This is a genomic window from Bacteroidota bacterium (genome assembly GCA_005882315.1).
Lineage (GTDB): Bacteria > Bacteroidota > Bacteroidia > Chitinophagales > Chitinophagaceae > VBAR01.
The window spans coordinates 1-24,024 of sequence record VBAR01000006.1 but is presented as its reverse complement, the minus strand read 5'-3'; the positions used below and the strand labels follow the sequence as shown (position 1 = coordinate 24,024).

The following is a 24,024-nucleotide window of genomic DNA, read 5'->3' as shown; positions in this document are numbered from 1 at the left end:
CCTAAAGGGTGATACTGAATAAAAACTGATTTTTTCTTTTAAAAAAGAATAGAAAAATGATGCGCTCCTTTTTTGAATTCATACTGAAGTAGAAATCCGTAATGATCGCAGATCTGTTTGGCGATAGCAAGACCGAGACCTGTTCCATCGGAGTATTCTGATTTCCAAAAACGATCGAAAATCCGATCCTTATCCAATGCTTGTGTGCCCGGGTTGCTGATGGTTAATATATTATTGTCAGATCGAAGCAGGATGCTTTCTTCTTTGTTTGAATGTTTAATTGCATTAATGATGAGATTAGTGATCAGCGTATTTGCCAGATGAGGATTCATGTTCGCTTTTAGATCATTGATCTCATTGCTTACTGTTAAATATCTTTCACTGATCCATTCATCAAGTTCCTGTATAATATTTTTTGCAATGATATGAATATCCACTTCCTGTTTTTCGGAGAACTGGTTATTCTCAATTCTTGCCAATAGCAGAAGAGACCGGCTCAATTTTGACATTTTATCAACGGCATCATAAATGACTTGCAGGTCCTTAAGATTTTTTTCATTCAAAGCAGGGTCCTGTATCAATACATCCAGCCTGGAATTAACAACAGCAAGCGGTGTTTGCATTTCATGAGAAGCATGATCAATAAAATGTTTCAGGGATAAATAATCCTTAACCACCTTCTCCGTCATCATCGAAATATTTTCATTGAGTTCATTGAATTCGTGTATAGTAGTTTTTTCAGTTTTGATAGCAGAAGGCGCATTAAGGTCAAAACTCTTGATAGAAGAAAGTGTTGTTTGAAAAGGTTTCCATAACCTTTTTACAAGAAACCTGTTTGCGAAAAATAATAATATGCTTAATAAAATGATCAACCCGAGTGTAATGAGCAGGATAATGCCAATTAATTCTTCGGTTGCTTCCTGTGATTTGGTTACAGAAGCAATATAATACTGCCCGTTTACTTCAACGGTAAAATCAAGCTGACGGCTCAGCTCATTCTCTTTTTCATCTGGAACATACAACATTAATGTCCTGAAACTTTGTAGTAAGAACTTGTCCGATTTTTTAAATTCTATACGTTGATCTTTATAAGTAGTTGCAGGAGGCAATGAATGATTTTTTTGAATAAAATCCTGGATCTCTACCTGTTCAACACGGAGTGTTTCATCCAGTTGTTCTTTGAGAACATATTGAAGAAGGAAATAATAGCCGGCGCCTGCTATCAATAAAACAAGAATTGTAGAAGCAATGGAAATTTTATTGTATTGAGCTTGCAGTTTCATTAATCGGTTAATTTATAACCCATTCCGTACAATGACTTGATGTAATCGCCGCAGCCTTTTTCAGATAATTTCTTCCGCAGGTTTTTCATATGAGTATAAATAATATCAGCACTCTCACCCGTTCCCATTTCCTGGCTCCAGAGATGAGAGATCAATGCATTTTTTGAAATGACCTTACGTTGATTGGAAAGAAAATAAACTAATAACTCATATTCTTTTCGTGTGAGTTCAACCGGATCCTCTTTCACCTTAACTTCTTTTGCCAACGTATCAATGGATATTTCATTGAAACGAATTACATTATTCCCGCTATACATTTTGCGACGTATGATAGCATTGATTCTTGCCGCCAGTTCTGACAAATGAAATGGCTTTACCAGGTAATCATCTGCACCAAGGCGCAATCCGTTAATACGATCTTCTATCGAGTTTTTAGCAGAAATAATGATGACGCCGTCTGTTTTTTTATTGTTTTTTAATTCTTTCAACAACTGCATACCCGAACCACCCGGAAGTGTAATGTCTAAAGCGATGCATTCATAATCGGATGTTTCAATTTTATCAAGGGCTTGTTTAAAATTTGAAGCAATTTCGCAAGTATAGTTCTCGTTTTTTAAATAGGACGCAATACTTGCCGCAAGCTCTTTTTCATCTTCAATAATAAGCAACTTCATAAACTGAAAACTACAGATTTTTTATAATACTATTCCAGGAAACCTCTTCTTCAGAATTTCTTTAGAATCCACGGCTAGTTTGTGTGTTAAATTTAAACCCCAAAGTAGGGCAGAATCGTAATTTATCCGATAATTAAACTTTTAAGGAATGAATAAAATAATCGTACCTCTATTGATGACATTCATATTTTTCATTTCTTCACTATCATTGAATGCACAAAAGGATTTTCAGCATGACACCACTTATTATGAAAAGCTCGCAGATAAGATCACTGTCCGTCTCTATTTATCAAAAAAATATGTAGGCCTCAAGTTCCCTTCCGGCGGTAACGGAGATGATCTTGAATATAATGCAAACCCTAAACTTAATCTTGGAGCAGGTGTTACTATAAAAAATATTTCGATAAATCTTTTCAATGGTTTTAGTTTTTTAAACAAGAACAGCGATGAAAAAGGAAAAACAAAAGGATTTAATTTCCAGGTGCATCTATATCCCCGTAAATGGGCCATTGACCTAATGTATATATCCCCAAAAGGCTATCATTTGGACCAACAGGGAATGGCGGGTGTACCGGCAGACAAGTATTACTATCGTGAAGATGTGAAAACAACTTTTTTTGGCATTTCTGCTTACCAGGTCCCTAACAAAAAAAGATTTTCTTATCGGGCTGCCCTCTTACAAACTGAGTGGCAAAAGAAATCTGCCGGGTCATTTATATACGGCGGTGAATTTCATCATGGCACAGTACAGGGTGATAGTGCATTGATACCAGGTTTCTATAGCAGTAAATTTCCCCAGGCAGGAATTAATAAGATCAACGTCCTGAGTTTTGGACCTGGTGCAGGTTATGCTTATACTTTGGTCATGGCGCAACATTTTTTTATTACAGGTTCAATGGTAATTAATTTAGATGTCAATTTTATAAGAGAAGAAGATGAAACAAGAAAAGAAAAAAATGTTTCTTTGAATCCATCGAATGTTTTTAAAGCAGCATTGGGGTATAATGGAAGAAAGTGGAATGTAAGTGCTAATTTGACAGGTAGCATCTTATCAATGCAAGGGTCTCTTACACCAGACAATTATAAATTCTCCTCAGGTAATATTCGGGTTGTAGTTGCACATAAGTTTGAGACGCATAAGCATAAACACGCTGCTTGAACTAAAGATCAGTTTAACTAGTTGAGTTTTGTTTTTCAGGCTAACCCAGATTAATTAAGCTTCATTCTTCTCAACAATGCTTCCAAAAAATAATAATCTGCATAAATGATAGGTGTATCAACTTCCCCGTTTGTTGGCTTATGACCCGTGCTATGCAAAAGAATAAATCCGTAATGTGATCCAATTGGTGAACGATAACTTTTAATAAGACTATTTAATATTTTATCAGCAAAACCCTTGTATTGTTTTTGATTAGCTGAATAGCCCTGCAACTCGTAAAGTGCAGATGCCATAATAGCTGCGGCTGAAGCATCCCTCGGTTCTTTTATGATCTCCGGTGCATCAAAATCCCAATAAGGAATTTTATCTGTGGGAAGCCGTGGATGATTAATAAGAAAAGAGGCAATATTTTCTGCCAGCTTTAAGTATGCAGGGTCTTTTGTTTCCCTGTAACACATAGTAAAACCGTACAATGCCCATGCTTGTCCCCTGGCCCAGGCAGACTTATCCGAATAGCCCTGATGTGTGCTTCCGCCAATCGCTTTTCCTGATACAGCATCATAATCCATAACATGATAACAACTGAAGTCAGAACGAAAATGATTCTTCATTGTTGTATTGGCATGGCTGACAGCAATTTTATAGTAAGATGAATCCCCACTCATTTTTGTAGCTTCAAATAACAACTCGAGGTTCATCATATTGTCTATAATAACAGGGTACTTCCAGGTACCAAAATCCCACGAACGAATGCAGCCCACATTTTTATTAAACCGGGTAGCTAATGTAGCAGCACCACGGATAACCTGTTTTTTATATTCTGCATTATTGGTAAGGCGGTAACCATTTCCATAGCTGTTATAAACTTTAAATCCTACATCATGTGAACCAGCGTTTCCCGGTTCCTTTTCCATTAATAGTGTAAACTCTTCTGCTTTTGTTCTCCATTCATTTTTGCCGGTATTCTCATACATCAACCAAAGTATACCCGGAAAGAAACCGCTTGTCCAGTCATTAGAAACAACAAGCTTTAAAGAGTCCTTATTTATGGAACGGGGAAATATTTTTTTATCTGCCCTGGCAGCTACTGCATTTTCATAAAATAACGATTCCTGCTTTTCGGCATCATGGAAAGCTTTTTTTATATTCTGCGCAGATAGACTATATGAAGAAAAGCTAATTGATATGAATACAAAAAAATTTAAACAAATATTTATCCTGCTATTAATTTTATTCATGTATTTCTTTTTTTTGCAAAAATCTTTAATGAGAGCCATGCTAATGGAACTAACACCGCTGCCAGTATAAAAAAGGAGACATAACTTGTTTTTGTGAGTACTGGAACCATCCATGTTGTAATTAATACTCCTAATACTGCTGCCGTACCACCCATTCCGGAAACAACCCCAACATTTTTTCCATTAAAAAAATCTGATGGAAGTGTTTGAATATTGTTTATCAAAAATTGAAAGCCAAAAAGTGTTACACCAATTAATGCTATGGCAACAGCAGGTTTTTCTTTTAACCCATCCAGCATGATCACAATAGTAACCAAAGAAACAAGCATGATGATGCAGCCAATTGTAATTGCACTCTTTCTTGCTTTGACTGCGTTTACACCTTTGCGAATTAGTTTTGATGAATAATATCCACCGATCAAACTTCCCATTGCAGCTAATAAGTAAGGCGCCCAGGCGAAAGCCCCGATCTGTTTTATATCAAATGTAAATTGCTCTTTTAAAAAAGTAGGTAGCCATGTTACAAATAACCACCATACAGGGTCAATAAAAAAACGGGAAGATATAATGCTCCAGGTAGTTTTGAATTTAAGAAGCTGTCTCCATGTATATACTTTGGATTCAACTGTCGAAGTCGCTTTATCTGCAGAACTGTCTAAAATATATTTCTGTTCTTCCTTAGTTATCCATGGATGTTTATCAGGTGTTGCTTTATTAATAATTAGCCAGGGAATGATCCATAATATACCCAACACCGCAATGCCAGCAAATGTTCCCTGCCACCCAATAGCAAGATATAATACAGCAATAACAGGTGCACTTACTACAGATCCCAGTGAAGCACCAGCCCCAAATATTCCCTGTGCAATGGCTCTTTCTTTTGCTGGAAACCATTCTGCATTGCTTTTAGTTGCACCGGGCCAGTTACCCGCTTCACTCATTCCAAGAAAAAAACGGAAAATATTAAATGAAGAAATTGTTTTTGCTACTGCATGCAAGGCAATGGAAACACTCCATGCTGCAATGGAAACAGCCATACCTAATCTTGTACCGATAGCATCCATCATTTTACCGGTAACTGTTTGCCCGATGGCATAAGCGATCATGAAGAAAGTAGTGATCAATGCTAACGCATTTTTATTATCTGCATCGGCAATACCAAAATCTTTATAAATATAGGGCCACATGATATTGATAGCACTGCGATCAATGTAATTGATAACAGTCGCAATGGCAATCAGGGTTATTATCCACCAGCGAAGCCCTTTAATTTTCATTATGCTGTTTTAAAATATTCTGAATTTGATCAACACTATTATTTGTAGCATCTCCTTTTTCCTGCAATTTTCCAAAAGCAGCGGCTGCGGCAAAGCTGATGATATCCTTTGGAGCATTCTCTTTTATAATTCCATAAATTAAGCCTGCCATAAAACAATCACCACTACCTACTTTTTCAATGACTGTTTCTGTCTGGAAGATTGGTGATACTGATTGTTGTTTTAAAGTATCTAATGCAGCATAATAACGAATGCTTTCTGTGCTGCTATCAAAACGAAAAGTATTGGCTACCCAATTACATCGTGGGAATTTTTCAAAAATATTTCGGGCTGTTTCGGTAGCTTGTTTCAAATAAGCTGCCTGTGTACCGACCGCATGAATAGATGCATCAAAAGGAATACCCAATAAAGAATTGGCCGACCAAACATTCCCCATCACGACATTGCAATATTTAACAAGCGCAGGCATTACTTCAATCGGTTCTTTACCATATTTCCACAATAGCGATCTGTGATTAAGATCTAATGAAATAGTAATATTTTTTTTTGAAGCAGCTTCTAAAGCTTCTGCACATAGTGCAGCTGCTGATGCACTAACTGCGGGTGGAATTGCACTCAGGTGAAACCAGGAAACCTCGTCAAATATTTTATCCCAATCAACTATCCCTGTCGCTAATGTTGAAAAAGAAGAATATTTTCTATCAAAAACATTTTCCCCACTTTTCATATCCGATCCTTCTTTTAAGTAATACAAACCTATTCGTTCACCCGAATATATAACCGGGGATGTATCTATATTTTTCTGTTGAAGGTAATCTGCAATATCTTTTGAAATAATGTTATCAGGAAGTGCTGTACAATATTTCACCGGGATTTCCCATTTTGCCAGGGCCGTGGCGACATTCAATTCTGCACCTCCAACGAAAACAGGCATTGTATTCTGGCGAAGCCATTCCCCTGCGTTTGCTGGTGGCAATCGTAAAAGCAATTCACCAAAACATAAAACCTTTTTCATTGAATTATTTATTCGATACCTGGTTTCAAACTATCTGCTTATAAAAGATTTACCAGTAATTTTCCATATTCGTCCCCAGCTATTTTTTTAACCGCACCTGCACAAGAACTGCATTTCAATTTTGCAGCGCCCCTGATGAAAAGTTGAAATCCTTCAGTAAAATTGAATGGCTTTATTTGCGGGCCAACCCATTGCTTTTCCTTAGCGATATAAGGAAAGATAGCTTGCAACCCTTTATTTAAAGATTTACCGGATTTAGTTTCAAGTGTCCAGAAATTCGTTCCTGTTTTTTCTGATAGTTGTGCGATAATGCAAAATGCATCTAAAACGAAAACAGTATAATGCAGGGATATTGTACGTTCCATTTCCAGGGGAAAAAAACCATTGGTATCCATCTGTGTGTCCAAGCGATTGACAGAACGGGCAATAATTCTTTTTGCTAAATCAATACTATCAACAAACAATGCCATTGAAAGCGTTTGTGCATCATACCAAACACCATGGTTGTTTTTTGCGTTCATTTCATCAATGCCAATTTCACTTGTATTGAGCCAATGTAAAAGATCAGAAAACCATTTTTGCATACCCAGATGATTCTTTGCCGTCCATGATTTTGATTTTTTTAATAGCTCCAGTGCATCAATTACAAAAACAAAATGCCGGGTATCAATTATTCCTGCTCCCCTGCCCTCTGTAACACCTTTTATAGCCTGCCCATATTTTAAATTAGGGTTCATTTTTGTGTCACTATCCAAAAACCAAACCTGTAAAAGTTTACTTGCATGAGCAGCATATTTTTCATCACCGGAAAAATAATATGCCAGGCTAAGCATATAAACATTCTCACATAATCTAGGCATATTTACCTTATCGGTATAGTTTTTTACTTCAGGGTTTGTTTCGCCATCCTTTCTTATATAGGGAAGCCCGTTGGGTTTAGATGGATCCGGCCACCAATAAGGAGCAAGGCTCATATAATCATGCTTATCTCCACTGGGAGGAAGATCTTTTTTCCCCATGACACTCACTGGTTCATATTTCAACAATTTTTCCGCAGTCTTTAACAATTGATCATAGGCAGGCATCAATAATGCGTCTTTTGACTGAACAGCTTTTTTCTTCTCTGCTAAAACATTAAAATCAAGTTTTATTTTATCAACACTTACTGCGCCTTCCTGTGCATTTATTATGCTACACGCAAGTAAAAGGAATACTATTAGTACCGGTTTCTTATTAATCATTATCCAATTATTAATCGAAATTTTTTAAACTCTTTATGAAACTGATAATCGCCTTATTGATCTCACTGTTTTTTTCTTGTTCAAACTTGCCATGTAATCCTCCTTTCACTGTTATAAATTCTGTCTTGACACCTGCATCCATTAATTTTTTATGGAGATCAACTGATTGCTGGTAAGGCACTATAGGATCAGCATCGCCATGCACAATAAAAACAGGTGGGCTGTCTTTTGTAATATAGTTTATTGGTGAAACAGATCTTGCAAATGTTTCATCCTTCGCTTTAGCACCCAACCAGGTTATAGCAGATTTGCTGGTAAGAATTTTACCGTAACCCCAATCCCACACATCAGTAATTCCATATTTATCTATTATAGCCGCTACTTTGATATTTTCTACACCGGGGCAGTTTGTATCAAAACGATGATCATTTCCCAACAAACCTCCCATTAATGCAAGATGTCCTCCTGAACTACCACCCATGATCACAATTTTGTTTACATCAATATTTAATTCTTTTGCATTTTTAATTAAATAGATCAATGCACATCTTGTATCCTCAATTGCTGCAGGTGCCGTAGCCTGGCCCGTTAAACGATATTCAATATTTGCAACAGCAAACCCTTCTTTGAAAAAAGTATTAAAGCCTGTTTGTGATTCTTTCTCTCCATGATTCCATCCGCCGCCATGAATATTTATTACAACCGGTGTGGGTTTCTTTTCTTTTGAGGTAAAATAAATATCCATCTTACCCTCCCAGTCATTTACTCTTGTATATACTGCGTTCAATTGTGCAGTATAGCCTGCCGGATACTCAACTGGTTTGTAAGTTGTGTCTGCATTTGTTTGAGCCTTTATACAAAACGGCGAAAGAAAAATCAGTATAGCCAGGTATGCTTTATTCATTTTATAATCAATAGCCGGGATTTTGTGGAATTACCAATTGTGTATTATTATCAATCTCTCTCTGAGGAATAGGCAACAGCATTTTTTCCGGAGTTACTAAAGCCTGCATTTCCGCTAACGTTAGCCTCGGTGATGGATAATTAACATAATGCAACGGATACATTACTGCGAAATGATTTTTTAATGTTTGTTCTGCCGTAATAGTAGTGAACGTTGTATTAAACCTTACTAGATCATACCACCGCTGATTTTCAAAAGCAAATTCAAGTCTTCTTTCTGTTGCAAGAGCATTTTCAAATAATGCTGTCGTGTTTATTAATAATGGATCTAATGGTGTAAGCGCCGCTCTTACCCGAACCTGGTTTATTAAACCAATACTAGAAGTGGAGTTTCCCTGGGCTTCCGCAAGCATCAGTAACACATCCGCATACCTGATTATCGGCCAGTCATTTTCTGCATCTCTAACTATAGCTACTGCAGAAATATGTTTTTTGGGATACAGTTTTGCTGAGCTGCCACTTCCGAATACACCAATATTTACTGCCTTTCTTGCATCGGTGGCCGTATACAAATTATTTAACTCTGCAGTTGGATAATTTAATCCAAGGCCATCACCATTTACAACGGCAGAACCACTATTTAATGGGGCAAATGAATTTGCAAAAGTAGAACCCAGTCCAATTCCCCCGGCCTTATAACGAACGTTAAAAAGAATTTCTGAATTCATTTCTGTAGTAATTGAAAATACATTCGCATAACTAGCCTGGAGGCTATAGCCACTGTTTGTAATGATATCCTGCAATAATGTGGCGGCATCTGTTTTCCTGTTCAACGTAAGATAAACTTTGGCCAATAATGCTTTTGCACTCCAACTATTTGCCCTTCCCAGATCAGTTGCAGGAATCTGTGCAAATTTTGCTGTAGGCCCGTTAGCAGATGCATTTAATAGATCAGCTATTATTAATTTATAAATATCTTCTTTGGGGCTCCGGTTTAAACTTTTTGCATCTATTGGTGAAACAGGCTCATGTATTAAGAAAACACCACCATATAATCTCACCAGGTTAAAATATTGATAAGCCCTTATAAAAGAAGCCTGTGATGCCATTTTTTTACGATCAGCATCTGCGAGGGTGAATGGTGTTTCATCATATGTAATTGTGCCAGGAGCTTCATTATAATTTACTCCAAGACTGTTAAGTACTATATTTAAATTACGGATATTATAATAAGTACTGAGCCAGTAATTGTAATTGCCCGCATGCGAAGTACTCGGGAAAAACATATCGAGATCGCTTAAATCCCTATTGGGTGTTGAAGTACTGCCCGCTACACCCTGGATAGAATTATCACTCCGGAGTTCCGTCAATGTCCATTCTTCCAGCATTGGTTTTTGCATTGCATTATAGCAACCGGTTAATGCGGTGTTGACTTCACTTGTATTTGAATAATATGTAGCCGTGTTAAGATTAGATTGCGGGTACAGGTCGATTGTTTTTTTACAGCCGCAAACTGCAACCCCGGTTAACAGAATAATATATTTAAACGCTTTCATAATAATTATTTTTTGTTTTAAAAATTTATATCAACTCCAAAAACAAAACTCTTCGGTATTGGAAAACTTCCTCTTTGATACCCGTCTATAAGAGTTGATGCATAGGCGCCGCCATTGGAACGCCCTTCAGGATTTAGTGCCCGGTATCCTTTAGCCATATTGAAATAAAGATTTTGTGCGGCGAAATAAACACGCAATGAAGTCATTTTTAAAAATTTGACAGCTGATTCGGGCAACGTGTAACCAAAGTTTATATCACGCAATGCAAAATACGAGGCGTCCTCAACAACATAGTCTGTCAGCATCCAGTTAAACCCGATTGTAGAATAAGGAGTTTTTCCATCACCTGGAAACTTAGGACTAAGCCAGCGATTATTATTAAACACTCTCAGCATTCTTCTTGATTCATTGTAATTAGCATCTCCGTTTATCAATGATCCACCCTTTACGCCCTGGAACATAAAACTCAGATCAAATCCTTTATAAGATAAATTATTTGTAATACCCCAGGTAAAATCAGGATAAGGATTGCCGATTATTGTTCTGTCATTATTATCAATAATATTATTGCCATCTACATCAACTATTTTTAGTCCACCGGCTATAAATACATTCGCCAGGCTACTGGTTAAACCTCTTGCTCTTGCTGCATCTATATCAGCCTGTGAAAGCCATACGCCATCTGTTTTAAAACCGTAGAACTGTATTAAAGGGTCGCCAACTTTATTCTGGTACACTTCAGTTCTTTCTCCCTGGTTCAGCAAGTATGCTTCTTTGCCTAACTCAAGAATTTTATTTCTTGTACGTGAAAAATTAGCCGACGTTGTCCATTTGAAATTTTTTGAAGCAAAATTGGTAGTGGACAACTCCAACTCAAACCCTTTATTTTCCAGGCTTCCTATATTATTCCAGAACTGCGGAACACCAGTAAAGGCCATAGAAGATTGTTGTAATAATAATTTATCCGTTTTTGATTTATATACATCAACTGAAAGATTGATCTTATTTTTTATGATCGAAAGATCCATACCAAAGTTTGTCTGGAATGTACTTTCCCAGGTAATATCCTTGTTACCTATGATAGTAGATGAAGTAACCTGTCCGGAAGTGATCGTGCCCGTATTGGACCCAAAAGAATAGTTTGCAGAATTCAACAGATCAAGGAAGCCGAAATCAAGTATCCGGTTATTACCTGAAACACCATAACTGGCCCTGAACTTAAGCCTGTTTAGCCAGCTTGCATTTTTCAAAAAATCTTCTTCAGAAGCTATCCAACCTACAGAAACAGATGGGAAGTTCCCCCATTTATTTCCCGGGCCAAAATAAGAACTGCCGTCGGCACGGAAACTGGCAGAAAGCAAGTACCTGCTTTTAAAACTATAATTAATTCTTCCAAGGTAAGAGATAAGACCAATTGAGTTTTTAGTTCCAAAAGTTCCTGCCTTGTCTATTGAAGTTGCATTATTAAGTGTCCTTATATTATCACTCGGATAATCCAACCCCGTCGTTTGATCCTTGTTTATATTTGTTTTTTGTGCCGTAAAACCAAATAATACATCAAAAGAATGTTCCTTAAACTTCTTTGTGTATGTCAATGTGTTTTCTGATAAGAGATCCATATATGTGTTGTTAATATAAACACCTTTATTAACTACACCGTCAGCAGTTGCATTCCGGTTGGCCCAGTTGAGTGCTGTTGTATAATTTACATAAACACTTGCAAGCGATTTGAAATCTAAACCGGGTATTATATTAACAGAAATATCTCCTGCGGCCTGTAACCTGTATTCATTGGATTTATTATCCTGGTTAAGTGTAGAAGACTTTGGTGTGTTTTGAGCTGAGCTGAATGGATCAGCAACAGTTGGCCCCCAGGTGCTACCATCGGGCATAGTGCCTGAATATGCTATGGCACTAAAATGCCTTGGCTGTGCGAAATCTCCGGGTCTTATATTAGCCCACTGTGGTATCTGGTTTACGTTTGCAGCCGTCAGTGCATTATGATATACCGGTATGAAACTTGGGTAGCGATAAAAATTTGTCAGATTTTCAGAAGGAGATTCTCTCCTTGTATACGATGGATTTAGATTCATTGAAATTTTTACCCTATTGCTGAGATCCACGTTCATTTTGGTTCTTAAATTAAATTTCTCAAAATCACTTTTATACATCATTCCCTCATCTCTCTGATAGCCTCCGGAAATAAAGTACCTGGTATCTTTTTTTCCACCGGATGCACTTAGTTGTAAATTTTGAAACATTCCAGGTCTTAAAGATTCTTTCTGCCAGTCTGTTCCTTCTCCTCCCATCATAGTTGTTTCTATAATGTAAGCTGCCCTTTCTGCATTACTTGCTATAGCAGTACCAGTTGGAGGTGTTATGCTTGGGTCGGTTGCTTTGTATGCAGCTTCACTAAATAATAAATTAGTGTATTCGGTAGTCGTCATAATATCATAACGCTTATAATCTTCTTTTCTACCAATTGAGTACCTGAAATTATATTTTGGTTTTTCTGACTTACCGCTTTTTGTTGTAACAAGTATAACTCCACTTGCACCTCTTGATCCATAAATAGCTGCTGAAGCTGCATCTTTCAATACTTCAACAGACTCTACATCAGCAAGGTTTATATATCCCAATCCATCTGGTATTGGTTGACCATCTATTACAATAAGTGGGCTTGCACCTGCATTTACAGAACTGATACCCCGTATACTGATCTTTGGTGCAGCACCTGCTTCCGACGAAATATTCTGTACCTGCACACCAGCGATCCTCCCCTGCAGTGCCTGGTCCAAACGTGATACAGGTGATTGATCCATTTTTTCATTTTTATATTTAGAAACAGCACCCGTCACATTTGATTTCTTTTGTGTACCATAACCAATCACCACTACCTCTGCCTGTTCCGTTGCTTCAGTTACCATCGAAACATTGATATTTGTTTTCCCTTCAACAGGAATATTCTGCGAAGCATAACCAATAAAAGAAAAAACAAGTGATTTGGTAGCAGTTCCGACAGAAATAGAGAAGGTGCCGTCCTCTTTTGTTTTTACACCCACTTTATTATTATCACTTAATATGGAAACTCCATTTAGTGGCAGTCCGGTACTTTGATCAATCACCTTACCGGTGATTTCTTTGTTTTGAGCAAATGCTGATGTAATCAAAATAAGCATTGGCAGCAGCAGCAGCAAGCATCGTATTTGTTTCATAATCGCAGTTTTTATTTTAAAAATTTTATACGCTTTTTTTATTTAATAAAATCTTCCCTCATAGGACTAAAGACATCAATTAATACCCCGGCTTCAAGGCATACAGCACCGTGCATAACATTGGAAGGAATATAGAATGCATCACCCGCCCTCAGGATCTTCTTCTCATCACCTATCTCCACTTCAAACACACCGCTTTCCACATGAGTAATTTGGGAATGATAATGCTGGTGCAAAGTCCCAATGCCACCAGTTTCAAATTCCACTTTTACTACCATCAGCTTATCATCATAAGCCATGATCTTTCTTCTCATGCCTTTATCAACATTTTCCCATTCGACACTCGCATTTTCTATAAATACTTTTTCCGCTTCATTTGTCTTCATAACATAATTTTTTATTTATAAATCTTTTATTTCAATTCTTTCCCGTTATATAAAACTGAATAGGGCCCTGTCCATTCAAAATTTTTACCGCCGGCATTTACGGTATGTTTATTTCCTGCTTTGAAATCTTTATTACATTGAACTACAACCAAGCTCTTGTCATTTAATAAAATTTCAGCTACTGTAAACTCATTATCCTGTTTTAACAGGTTTATTTTCTTAACTGAGGGGTATGCATTCGATGAATATTCATTTACCGTGTCAAACTTGCCATGTATTTCAATTACGTTGATAAAGGATGGACTTGCGGCTTTCTTCCGGATAATATATGAAGGCTCTCGTCTTAAATTGAAATCTGGATCATTCGCACCGGTCCTGGCAAAAAATAATTTTGCCGAATCCTGTACAAGTGATGAAATAGAATAATAGGTACTGTTATTTAAGAAAGTGAATTGAACAGTTCCTTCATTGACTGATGCTTCAGCCTCTTTCCAGATAAATTGGTACCCATTTTTTGTACCCAGCGTTTCCTGTTTCTTTGTTGCTGGTGTATATTTAAATGAAGTGGCTATGAATTGTCCGTTATATTGAAAAGGAAGATCGTATTGATGAAGTTCATTCGCTGATGTATTAAAAATATCTATGATCATTTTTTTGCCTTCTGGTAACTGAACCATATATAAGTTACGCTGGAGATGAATATTTTTATAAGCATTATTTTCTTCCGCTGCAGCAACAAGTAATGCCGGGTTTTTTGTATCGGAAAACAATTTTTGTGAATGAAATTTTTCTCCGATATCTCCATCACCACTAAAATGACTTGTCTCATCAACTATAATTGTGTTATGTGCAATTGTTTGTGAAGCATAGGCTGTGTTTTCCGGCAAATACCTGCCGCCATACTTTTGCTCAATACCCACAAAACGTGCAGAACCATAATCCTGCAGTATTTCATTTCCCTGGTCAAAAAGATTAATATTTAATTTATCAAAATGTCCATGCCCCATTCCCTGCGATGTATATTTAAATATCAAACTTGTTAAATCGTCATCTATACCATTCCTGAAAATACTCACACCGCCTTCATCGCCGTTCACACCATCTTTACTTTCGATAGTTTTATATGGATAGAATGCAGAGATATTTTTGTTTTTTGCAAGAGCTGCTGCAACTAATACGCCGCCCTTGTTAAGCATAACCTTGTTTTGCTTTTTGGCAACTGTAAGTAAACCCTGATCCCCCCCATATACCGGCCAGGCTATATTTATTGCTGTAATTAATTCGTTCGTAGTATAATCTTTATCTTTTATCGCATCATTCAAAGGAAAGAATGAGCCATTAGTATTGGTCTGCTGTAAACAAGTCATCAATGCCTTTTGAAGAATTTTATTCCGGTAGTCAAATATTTTTAAAGATGGACTTGTATTATTCAGCGCATTCGCAAAAAGCATATATGGAAGAATGGCATACCGTACATAATAGGGCCCTTCTGTATAATATCCATCTGGCGAAAAAAGATTATCCATCTGTGCCAGGAAACCTTTTTTCTTATTCTTCTTTGTCCCATACAAAGCCATATCAATATAATCCTGGTTATTAGTAGCAATGCCTACAATTCCTACACCTGCACATGCCCATACAGCATGATTATGCAAAAGATCAAACCATTTATTCAAATCCTTTGTGAAATAATCTACTTCAGGTTTAAAAGCACCTTCCTCAATGGTTTTTCTTTCTACTGGTGATAGTGAATTGTAAATAAGATCATAAGCCATGCCTGTATATACCAACCAATTTGCGTCATTTAATGCCTGCCAGAAAATTCTTCCGGGTGAACTGCTGGTAGCCTGAGGATGATTTTTTAATGTTGGATTTAATACAGCATATTTTAAAAACATTTCTTTTACCAGTGTTGCATATCTTTTATCGCCGGTCAGGTTGTATAAAATACCACTGTTAAACATCAGCGTATAGTTGGACTTATGTTTATCATGAGTATAACCGCCTGCAGGATCTTTTGGAAAGGGAACATCGACATCTTTGCCTACATACTCATCTACTTGTTTTTTTAAATTGCTATATGACTGAGATAGTAATGGATACACTGCAATATTTCTTTTTACCTCAGCTGCTTCTGCTTTGGTAAAAAATGTAACCGGGTGCTGTTGTGCAGAAGACAGCAAACAGGAAATCATTAATAATAAGACAACTGGCAATCGAAGCATTCGTTATATATTCAATTCGCTTTATGCGAAATAAGTACCACCGTTAATTTCAACACTCTCTCCATTAATAAATGAAGAAGCATCACTGGCTAAGTAAAAAGCAAGATCACCTACTTCTTCAGCCTTACCTTCTCTGCGCAATGGTGTAGCAGCAGCAACATTTGTTCTAACCTCAGGTTTTGTAAATGTGTCGTGGAATGTAGTATTGATCATACCAGGTGAAACGCAGTTAACACGTATTCCTTTTGGACCTAACTCTTTTGCAAGCCCTCTCGTCAATGTAAGCACACCACCTTTCGATGTTGCATAAGCCAATGCACCGAAACCACCGCCGTCTCTTGCTGCCTGTGAAGAAAAATTTACAATTGCACCGCCTGAAGTCATATGAGGAACCACTTCTTTAGTCGCGAGATAAACAGATTTCAGGTTAACATCAATTACTGAATCCCAGAAATCCTCACTTAGATCAGCCAATACTTTTCTTCCCATGATACCGCCTGCAACATTTACAAGAATATGAATGACTGAGCCATACTTTTCAATACAGGTATCAACCAGTTTTTTTACATCAGCAGTTTTTGTCATATCACCATACACCGCAATTGCATCTCCCGCATTGTTCTTAATAAGCTGAATTGTTTCATCAGCTAATGCTTTATTGCCAAAATAATTGACACAAACTTTTACTCCTGCTGCTGCCAGCTTTAATGAAACCTGCCTGCCGATATCCCTGGCACCGCCGGTTACAATTGCAACTTTATCTTTCATATTATTATATTATACGTCTGTTTAATTAAACGTTATAAAAAACCAAAAACTAAGAGGGTGTAATATTAAAGGAGAAAACAAGCCATCCGAATTTTATAGTCGTTGTATAATCTCAAATTTTTATTTCAATTTGTTAGATACTGTCTACATAATTTTATATTTCGTCATATATTTTCTAAATGTTTTTGCCGGCATCGTTACCGGTATCGCTGCCGGGATTCTCGGTATTTTAAATTCGTTTACATTTACGCCTCAATGATTGCGACTTCGAATGAATAAACCCGCTACAATAAAAGATATAGCAAGGCATCTGAATATATCTATCTCTACTGTATCAAGAGCATTACGAAATGCGCCTGATGTAAATAATGATACAAAAAAAGCCGTAATGGCGATATCAGAGGAGCTTAGCTATCAACCTAATAAATTGGCATTAAGCCTCCGGCAAAAGCAAACACATACGATCGGCGTGATCGTTCCCAACCTCGATTATGTTTTATCAACAATGGTAAAAGGTATTGATGAGGTAGCACTGGAAGCCGGTTACACTGTAATGGTTTGCCAGAGTAATGAATCGTTTGGAAGAGAGATCGTAAATACAAGGAGATTGCTGGAAAGTTTGGTTGATGGTTTTATCATTTCTGTTTCCAGCGAAACAAAATCATTTGAACATTTTAAAAAAATACAGGAAAGAGATTTACCAATGGTGGTCTTTGATCGTGTAACACCTGACCTTATAGCACCGAGTGTACGATTAGATAATGAAAGCGGTGGCTTCATGGCTACTGAGCATTTGATAGAACAGGGTTATAAACGTATAGCCATATTAGCCGGACCAAAAAACCTTGGCATCAGTAACAGCAGGCTTGATGGTTACTTGAATGCATTGAAAAAGCACAAGATCAAAAAAGACAATGACCTGATCGTTCATTGTGATTTTAACCAGGACTATGCATTCTTTGCCACCCGTGAATTATTATCAATGAAAAAAAGGCCTGATGCAATATGCACCATCAGTGATCGTATGGCAATTGGAGCAATGCTTGCCATTAAAGAAAGAGGATTAAAAATGCCACAGGATATTGGGCTCGTCGGATTTAATAATGAGCCTGCCCTAAGTCTTGTTACGCCAACAATATCAAGTGTTGAACAACCTTGTTTTGAATTAGGAAAGGCAGCAGCAAAACTTTTTATTGAATCCATGCACCATAATGAAGATATGACTGGTGTGGAACAGGTTTTAAAACCCAAATTATTTATCAGGGAATCCTCTCAAAGAATTACTCCCGGAAACGGAACAAAAAAAATATAACTCATGTGTAGATTTTTTTTATTGAATTATTTTCTCATCCTTGTATCAACAATTTCCATAGCCAGAAATATCCCGGTAAAAAATATTGATGAATTAAATAAAGCAAACAAGGAAGCAAAACCTGGCGATACAATTGTTTTACAAAATGGTGTATGGGAAAATGCAATTATAAAACTGGATTGTAGTGGTACAAAAGAACTTCCGATTATATTTAAAGCACAAACAGCAGGCAAAGTTTTAATATCAGGAAACTCCAAACTCAATCTCGGTGGAAACTATATTATCGTTGATGGTTTATATTTTGAAAAAGGTTATGCAGGTAATGATGCGGTTATTAAATTTTGTATCAATAAGGATAAAATAGCTAATAACTGCAGGGTAACCAATACTGTTATTAATGATTTCAATAACTCCAAAAGACTGGACGAAAATTATTGGATTGCATTTTATGGAAAAAATAACCGGTTGGATCATTGCAGCTTTTTAAATAAGAAAAACTTAGGAGTGCTGCTTGCCGTTATTCTTGATGATGAGAGAAGCAGGGAAAATTTTCATTCTATTGATCATAATTATTTTGGAGTGCGACAACCTCTTGCTTCAAATGGTGGAGAAATTATCCGTGTAGGTGTATCACAGCATTGCGAGTTCAACTCCAACACACAGATAACCGATAATTTTTTTGAAACCTGTGATGGTGAAACAGAAATTGTATCAATCAAGTCAGGATCAAATATTATCCGTAATAATCTTTTTAAAGAATGCCAGGGTGCAGTAGTATTCAGGCACGGTAATTTTAATACGGTTGAGAATAATACTTTCCTTGGCAATAACAAAGAAGGGACGGGTGGCGTACGTATTATTAACAAAGGACAATGGGTCGTAAATAACTACTTCTATCAATGCCGTGGTGTGGGATTCAGGTCACCTCTATCAATAATGAATGGAGTCCCTAATTCTCCGGCTAACCGTTATGTAGAAGTAACAGATGCAGTCATTGCAAATAACAGTTTTGTTGAATGTACTCCAATAAGCTTTTGCGAAGGAAGTGATACTGAGCGATCCGTACCTCCAAGCAAAGTTTACTTTGAGAATAATATTTTCTTCAATTCAAAAGACACACAATTATGCCACATCTATGATGATATAAGTGGTATTAAGTTTTCAGGCAACCTGATGAGTGCTATTTACAACCCGAACATTACTGGCTTTACTAAAAACGCTTTCACACTTACCAAAACAACTTCACTACCATTTCCTAACCCGGTTCCCGGTAGCAGTGCAAAATATATTATAGGTGATTCCTTAAAAACAATAAGTAAAGAGAGGCTTGGTTCGCCACTTTCAGATAAACCAGGGCATGCAAGTACAAAACGATTACAGGAAACCTGGATGAATGCTGTTTCTTCATGTGGAGCAAAATGGTACAATCCAAAAAATAAACAAGTAGTCAAACAAAGAAAAAAAGACTGCAAAACAGCCAAAGAAATTGAACAGCTATTATCTGAAAATTCGAGTGCCGAATTGACAATTAATTTGACGGGAACCGAATATGTTTTCAGTTCCCCATTAACAATAATCAACGATGTATCATTAACAAGCACTCAAAAACAAATCATCAGGTTTTCTAACTCTTCTAATTCAGGTTTTTTTATTCAGCTAAAAGCAGGAAAAAATCTAAAGCTTACTAACCTTAACCTGGATTTAAATTCTGTATCAGCCGGTACATTTATTACTACTGATACTTCCGGTAGTTCTAATCATTCAAATCTGTACATGAACAATTGCGTTATTAAGAATCTTAATGGAGCTTTTTTTACGGCAGCTAAATCAGCTATTTCAGATAGCATTATTATCAATAGATGTACATTCAGCAATGGCAACGGAGTGTTATTTAAATTCGATAACGAAATTGATAATAAAGGATACTATAATGTAGAGAAATTAAAAATAACTAACTCCTCATTTAAAGAACATAAAGACCAGCTATTAACAATGCTTCGGGGTGGTAATGATGAAAGCACCATGGGACCACATTTGATTTTTTCAAATAACTCAGTATCGAACAGTAATACTAAGACTGACCTGGCTTTGATTCACTTGTATGGCACCCAATATTCATTACTTGAAAAGAATAGTTTTTCTAATAGTAATATCGGCAAATCGCTGATAGTTTATGAAGATGCTGTAAGGGCTGCACATTCAATCAGGAATAACTCATTAACAAACTCAGGCAAGATCGTTACAAACAAATATGTGAAGGAGAAAAATAACATAGCTGGAAAATAAAAATCACTTTATTTCTATTATATTTTTCACACTCTCATTCCCTGTTCTATCTACAGCTGTAACAATAATGCCTGATAATGTCTGACGTTGTGCATTTTCGCCGACAACTTTTCTTATACTTAGCGATCGTTTAGAATGATCAAGAATAGTATAGCTCCAGCGGTTATTATATTTGTGATAAACCACCCATTGAAAAACGTCTTTCTCATCCGGGTGTGTCCAGCTGATTTTTAGAAGATCGTTTTGCGTTTCAGTAATAACAGCCGGCGCTGCCGGTGCATTTTTATCAAGCCAGGGACTTGACGGCACCAATGCCTGTTTTTTATAGACAGACTTTAATAGCGTATCCGCCATTCTTGGATTCTTTGTTAAAGATGAAATACTCCAATGAACGACTCCCATACTTTCCGGTATCATACCACGGTCAATCATTATCTCGTTGATGATCTCATCCAGGTTTTTATCGGTACTATCACGGCCCACACTAATACCAGGCCATAAATGACGGTCCATTTTGTTTTCGCCGGCCCACCAACCCAATAATACGGGGAAGCTTTGTGCATAGCGGTTCACTGGCCAATATAGTTGCGGAGTAAAATAATCTATCCATCCTTTATTAAGCCAGAGCTTTGCATCAGCATAAAGCTGATCATACTGATCAAAACCTTCTACCATATTAGGATAACCGGGTCGCCAGATACCAAAAGGACTCAAACCAAATTTTACCCATGATTTTTCGGCCTTGATATTTGTATATAAACGTTGGATCAATTTATTCACTGCATCACGACGCCAGTCTCCACGAGACAGTTTGCCGCCACTGCGTTGATAGGCAGCCCAACTTACTGAATCAGGAAAATCAACACCGCCATTGTAAGAAGGATAGGGATAGAAATAATCATCCATGTGAATGCCATCAATATCATAACGCTTTACAATATCCATGATCACATCATTGGTCATATCCTGCACTTCTTTTTTTGCCGGATCCATCCACCAATAACCTTCTTTAAGATAAACAACCCAGTCAGGATGTTTTTTTACAACAGAGAGTTCACTTATTTCTTTTCCATCCTTATGATGTGCACGGTAAGGATTGAGCCAGACATGTAATTCAATACCGCGGTCATGGGCTTCTTTTACCCAAAACTCCAGCGGATCATAAAATGGTTCGGGAGCTTTTCCCTGTGAGCCGGTAAGATAATAAGACCATGGCTCCAGGTCACTTTTATAAAGTGCATCAGCCTGAGGCCTTACTTGTAATATGGCGGCATTGAAATTATGTTTCTGCAAAAAATCAAGTAATGCAATGGCTTCTATCTTTTGTGAATCTACCGCCAACCCCGGTCTGCTGGGCCAGTTAATGTTGGCCACTGTTGCCACCCACGCGGCCCTGAATTCCGTAGTTACCTTCGGCAGAGTTGTAGTTGTCGTTGTCGTAAGTTGCTTTGCAGGTTTGCATGCTTGTAATAAAAATAAATAGGCTACAACCTGCAGAGCAGAAAACACTTTTTTGTTGAACATAATAAGTTTTTTGAATGAGGTGACGAACTAAAATTAAAAGAAAAAATGATGTAGACTTTCAATTATAGTAAAAACAAACCGAAGTAAATGCCTCGGTTTGTGCCCAAAACTGAAATCTTAATCCGTACTGTCTTAATCACTGCTCGTTGTAAATTCGCCGAACGTAAAATTCAAAATAAAAAAGATAGATCATAAAAAAGGAGCTGCCTGTTTCCAGGCAACTCCTTGGATTTAACACATGATCCGTTTTTATCTGATATTTATTAATTTACCAGTTGTCTCGTAATTACCAACTCTCAATTTATAGATCATATGAACACGTTGTAATTCGGGAACTACGAAATCAACATTTAGCTTTTTGTTCGCATCAACATGCCCTTCATATACTGTCTGGAGTTTTGCGCCAAGTAAATTGTATACTTCCAGAACAGCCTTTCCTGCGATATCCGATTCAATTACAAACCGGATCTGATCGCTGAAAGGATTGGGAAATGCTGTAACTTTTAGCTTGGCATCTACCCGAAGTGTCGCTGGACCATTCGTTGGAAGAATACGTTGGGCACCACTCGTTGCCGAACAATCCGCTTCTAAATTACTTGCCCTAACGGAATATTCTCCATTAAACGTATGCGGCCCAAAGTTGATCTCGCTGCCGGTACCATTTACAGGAGAACCAACCGCAACTCCATTGCGTAACAGTTGATACCTAATTCCTTTGGTGGACCTGTCCATCGTGATCTCCATCATTTCTCCTTCTGAATAGTTTCCCGCAAGTCTTCCAATCACTCCTGCTGATAGTATTGTTATAGAACCTAAAGCTGTACCCGTACAACTATCGGCTTGGATAACCGTATAGGTGACTGGATAATTACCTGCTGGTATACCAGTAGAGTTGAAGGTCGAGTTGCTGTTATTGATAGCAGCCTGGATCAGCGGATTCGTACTTGCCCATACACCACCTGCAGGGCTACCAACCAATGTGCCAGTTGAATTTGGACAAACAATAACATGTGCCGCACTTACTGTCAAAGGAGTCGAAGTAACTGTCAATTCGCAACTGGTAGGGCAGTTACCATACATTACAGTTGCACGTATAATGAACGTACCTGGTCCTATTGCCTTAATGGAAACTGTTGCTGTTGTAGCGGTACCCACGATGATGCAATTTCCACCCTGAATGCTCCATTGAATATTTGTAACACCCGGTCCAGTTTGTACAGTGTATGTATTCCTCGTGCCCATGCATACACTTGTTGGCCCTGTGATCATACATGGAGTAACTACAGTTTGAGCAATTGTTACATTGCCAAACACAGTCATACAATTCGAACTTATATTAGTTGCTACAATCTGGAATGTACCGACTGGAATATTTGTAAATGTAAGGTTAGTACCAGCAGCACCGCTTTGTGCTGCACCTATATTGGCCCCTCCTACAATACGAACCTGGTAAGAAATACCAGCCTGTATATTCTGTACAGTAATTGTACCGCTTCCGCCTGGGCAGAAGTTATTACCGACTACGATTAGTGTAGCGGGAGCACTGGCTACTGTTATTGTAAATGATCCGGTGACAGGACAACCATTCACTGTTGCACTATAGTTCACAGTATATGAACCACCAGCAGCAGGTGCAGTAAATGTTGTTCCACTTACACCTGTACCACTCCATACAACACCTGTTACTGTTGTACCAGCAGGGAACGTTGCACTTAATGTTGCTGTCGCACCAGGACATAATGTTCCTATTGTTCCGAATACCGGAGCTGGAACAGTTGATACTGTTATTGCAAATGAACCTGTGACAGGACATCCATTCACTGTTGCACTATAATTAACTGTAAACACACCACCAGCAGCAGGTGCAGTAAATGTTGTTCCACTTACACCCGTACCACTCCATACAACACCTGTTACTGTTGTACCAGCTGGGAAAGTTGCACTTAATGTTGCTGTCGCACC

Annotated in this window: 16 protein-coding genes; 3 read left to right on the top strand and 13 right to left on the bottom strand. The window is 37.5% G+C overall.

Features of this window, described 5'->3' with window-relative positions; genetic code table 11:
- Positions 1-38: 38 nt before the first annotated feature.
- Together E6H07_18465 and E6H07_18460 are read right to left on the bottom strand one after the other, a co-directional pair.
- Entirely contained in the window at positions 39-1,283 is a 1,245-nt protein-coding gene (locus E6H07_18465; protein ID TMI61508.1) for a HAMP domain-containing histidine kinase, read from the bottom strand.
- Positions 1,283-1,957: a response regulator transcription factor gene (locus tag E6H07_18460; protein TMI61507.1), complete on the bottom strand. Its 675-nt coding sequence runs from the start codon at positions 1,955-1,957 to the stop codon at positions 1,283-1,285. Before E6H07_18460 ends, E6H07_18465 begins: the two co-directional genes overlap by 1 nt.
- Before the next feature lie 148 nt (positions 1,958-2,105).
- On the opposite strand from E6H07_18460, the gene E6H07_18455 reads away from it, so the two are divergent.
- Positions 2,106-3,116, top strand: coding sequence for a DUF4421 domain-containing protein (locus tag E6H07_18455; protein TMI61506.1), 1,011 nt, complete (start codon positions 2,106-2,108; stop codon positions 3,114-3,116).
- Positions 3,117-3,166: 50 nt separating this feature from the next.
- Here the strand turns inward: E6H07_18455 and E6H07_18450 are convergent, their stop codons facing one another.
- The 10 genes from E6H07_18450 to E6H07_18405 are packed head-to-tail and all read right to left on the bottom strand — an operon-like array spanning position 3,167 to position 16,940.
- Positions 3,167-4,354, bottom strand: coding sequence for a glucuronyl hydrolase (locus tag E6H07_18450; GenBank protein TMI61505.1), 1,188 nt, complete (start codon positions 4,352-4,354; stop codon positions 3,167-3,169).
- A complete protein-coding gene (locus tag E6H07_18445) occupies positions 4,351-5,631 on the bottom strand; it encodes an MFS transporter (GenBank protein ID TMI61504.1) in 1,281 nt (426 codons plus the stop codon). Before E6H07_18445 ends, E6H07_18450 begins: the two co-directional genes overlap by 4 nt.
- On the bottom strand, positions 5,621-6,646 hold the full coding sequence (locus E6H07_18440; GenBank protein TMI61503.1) for a sugar kinase: 1,026 nt from the start codon (positions 6,644-6,646) through the stop codon (positions 5,621-5,623). The genes E6H07_18445 and E6H07_18440 overlap by 11 nt, the downstream gene beginning before the upstream one ends.
- Positions 6,647-6,684: 38 nt before the next feature.
- On the bottom strand, positions 6,685-7,887 hold the full coding sequence (locus E6H07_18435) for a hypothetical protein (GenBank protein TMI61502.1): 1,203 nt from the start codon (positions 7,885-7,887) through the stop codon (positions 6,685-6,687).
- A gap of 10 nt (positions 7,888-7,897) precedes the next feature.
- Positions 7,898-8,791, bottom strand: coding sequence for an alpha/beta hydrolase (locus E6H07_18430; GenBank protein TMI61501.1), 894 nt, complete (start codon positions 8,789-8,791; stop codon positions 7,898-7,900).
- A gap of 7 nt (positions 8,792-8,798) precedes the next feature.
- Positions 8,799-10,346, bottom strand: coding sequence for a RagB/SusD family nutrient uptake outer membrane protein (locus E6H07_18425; GenBank protein TMI61500.1), 1,548 nt, complete (start codon positions 10,344-10,346; stop codon positions 8,799-8,801).
- Between the two features lie 17 nt (positions 10,347-10,363).
- Entirely contained in the window at positions 10,364-13,561 is a 3,198-nt protein-coding gene (locus E6H07_18420) for a TonB-dependent receptor (GenBank protein ID TMI61499.1), read from the bottom strand.
- Positions 13,562-13,599: 38 nt separating this feature from the next.
- On the bottom strand, positions 13,600-13,947 hold the full coding sequence (locus E6H07_18415) for a cupin domain-containing protein (protein TMI61498.1): 348 nt from the start codon (positions 13,945-13,947) through the stop codon (positions 13,600-13,602).
- Positions 13,948-13,973: 26 nt separating this feature from the next.
- Positions 13,974-16,172, bottom strand: coding sequence for an alginate lyase family protein (locus tag E6H07_18410; GenBank protein ID TMI61497.1), 2,199 nt, complete (start codon positions 16,170-16,172; stop codon positions 13,974-13,976).
- Between the two features lie 21 nt (positions 16,173-16,193).
- Entirely contained in the window at positions 16,194-16,940 is a 747-nt protein-coding gene (locus tag E6H07_18405) for a glucose 1-dehydrogenase (GenBank protein ID TMI61496.1), read from the bottom strand.
- Between the two features lie 271 nt (positions 16,941-17,211).
- Here E6H07_18405 and E6H07_18400 point away from each other — a divergent pair, with 271 nt between their 5' ends.
- The gene (locus E6H07_18400; protein ID TMI61495.1) at positions 17,212-18,252 is read left to right on the top strand and encodes a LacI family transcriptional regulator; all 1,041 of its coding nucleotides are present in this window, start codon (positions 17,212-17,214) and stop codon (positions 18,250-18,252) included.
- Between the two features lie 3 nt (positions 18,253-18,255).
- Positions 18,256-20,538 (top strand): DUF4957 domain-containing protein, encoded by a 2,283-nt coding sequence (locus E6H07_18395; protein TMI61494.1) that lies wholly within the window; start codon positions 18,256-18,258, stop codon positions 20,536-20,538.
- Between the two features lie 3 nt (positions 20,539-20,541).
- Here E6H07_18395 and E6H07_18390 read toward each other — a convergent pair whose 3' ends face one another.
- The gene (locus E6H07_18390) at positions 20,542-22,062 is read right to left on the bottom strand and encodes a hypothetical protein (GenBank protein TMI61493.1); all 1,521 of its coding nucleotides are present in this window, start codon (positions 22,060-22,062) and stop codon (positions 20,542-20,544) included.
- Positions 22,063-24,024 lie beyond the last annotated feature (1,962 nt).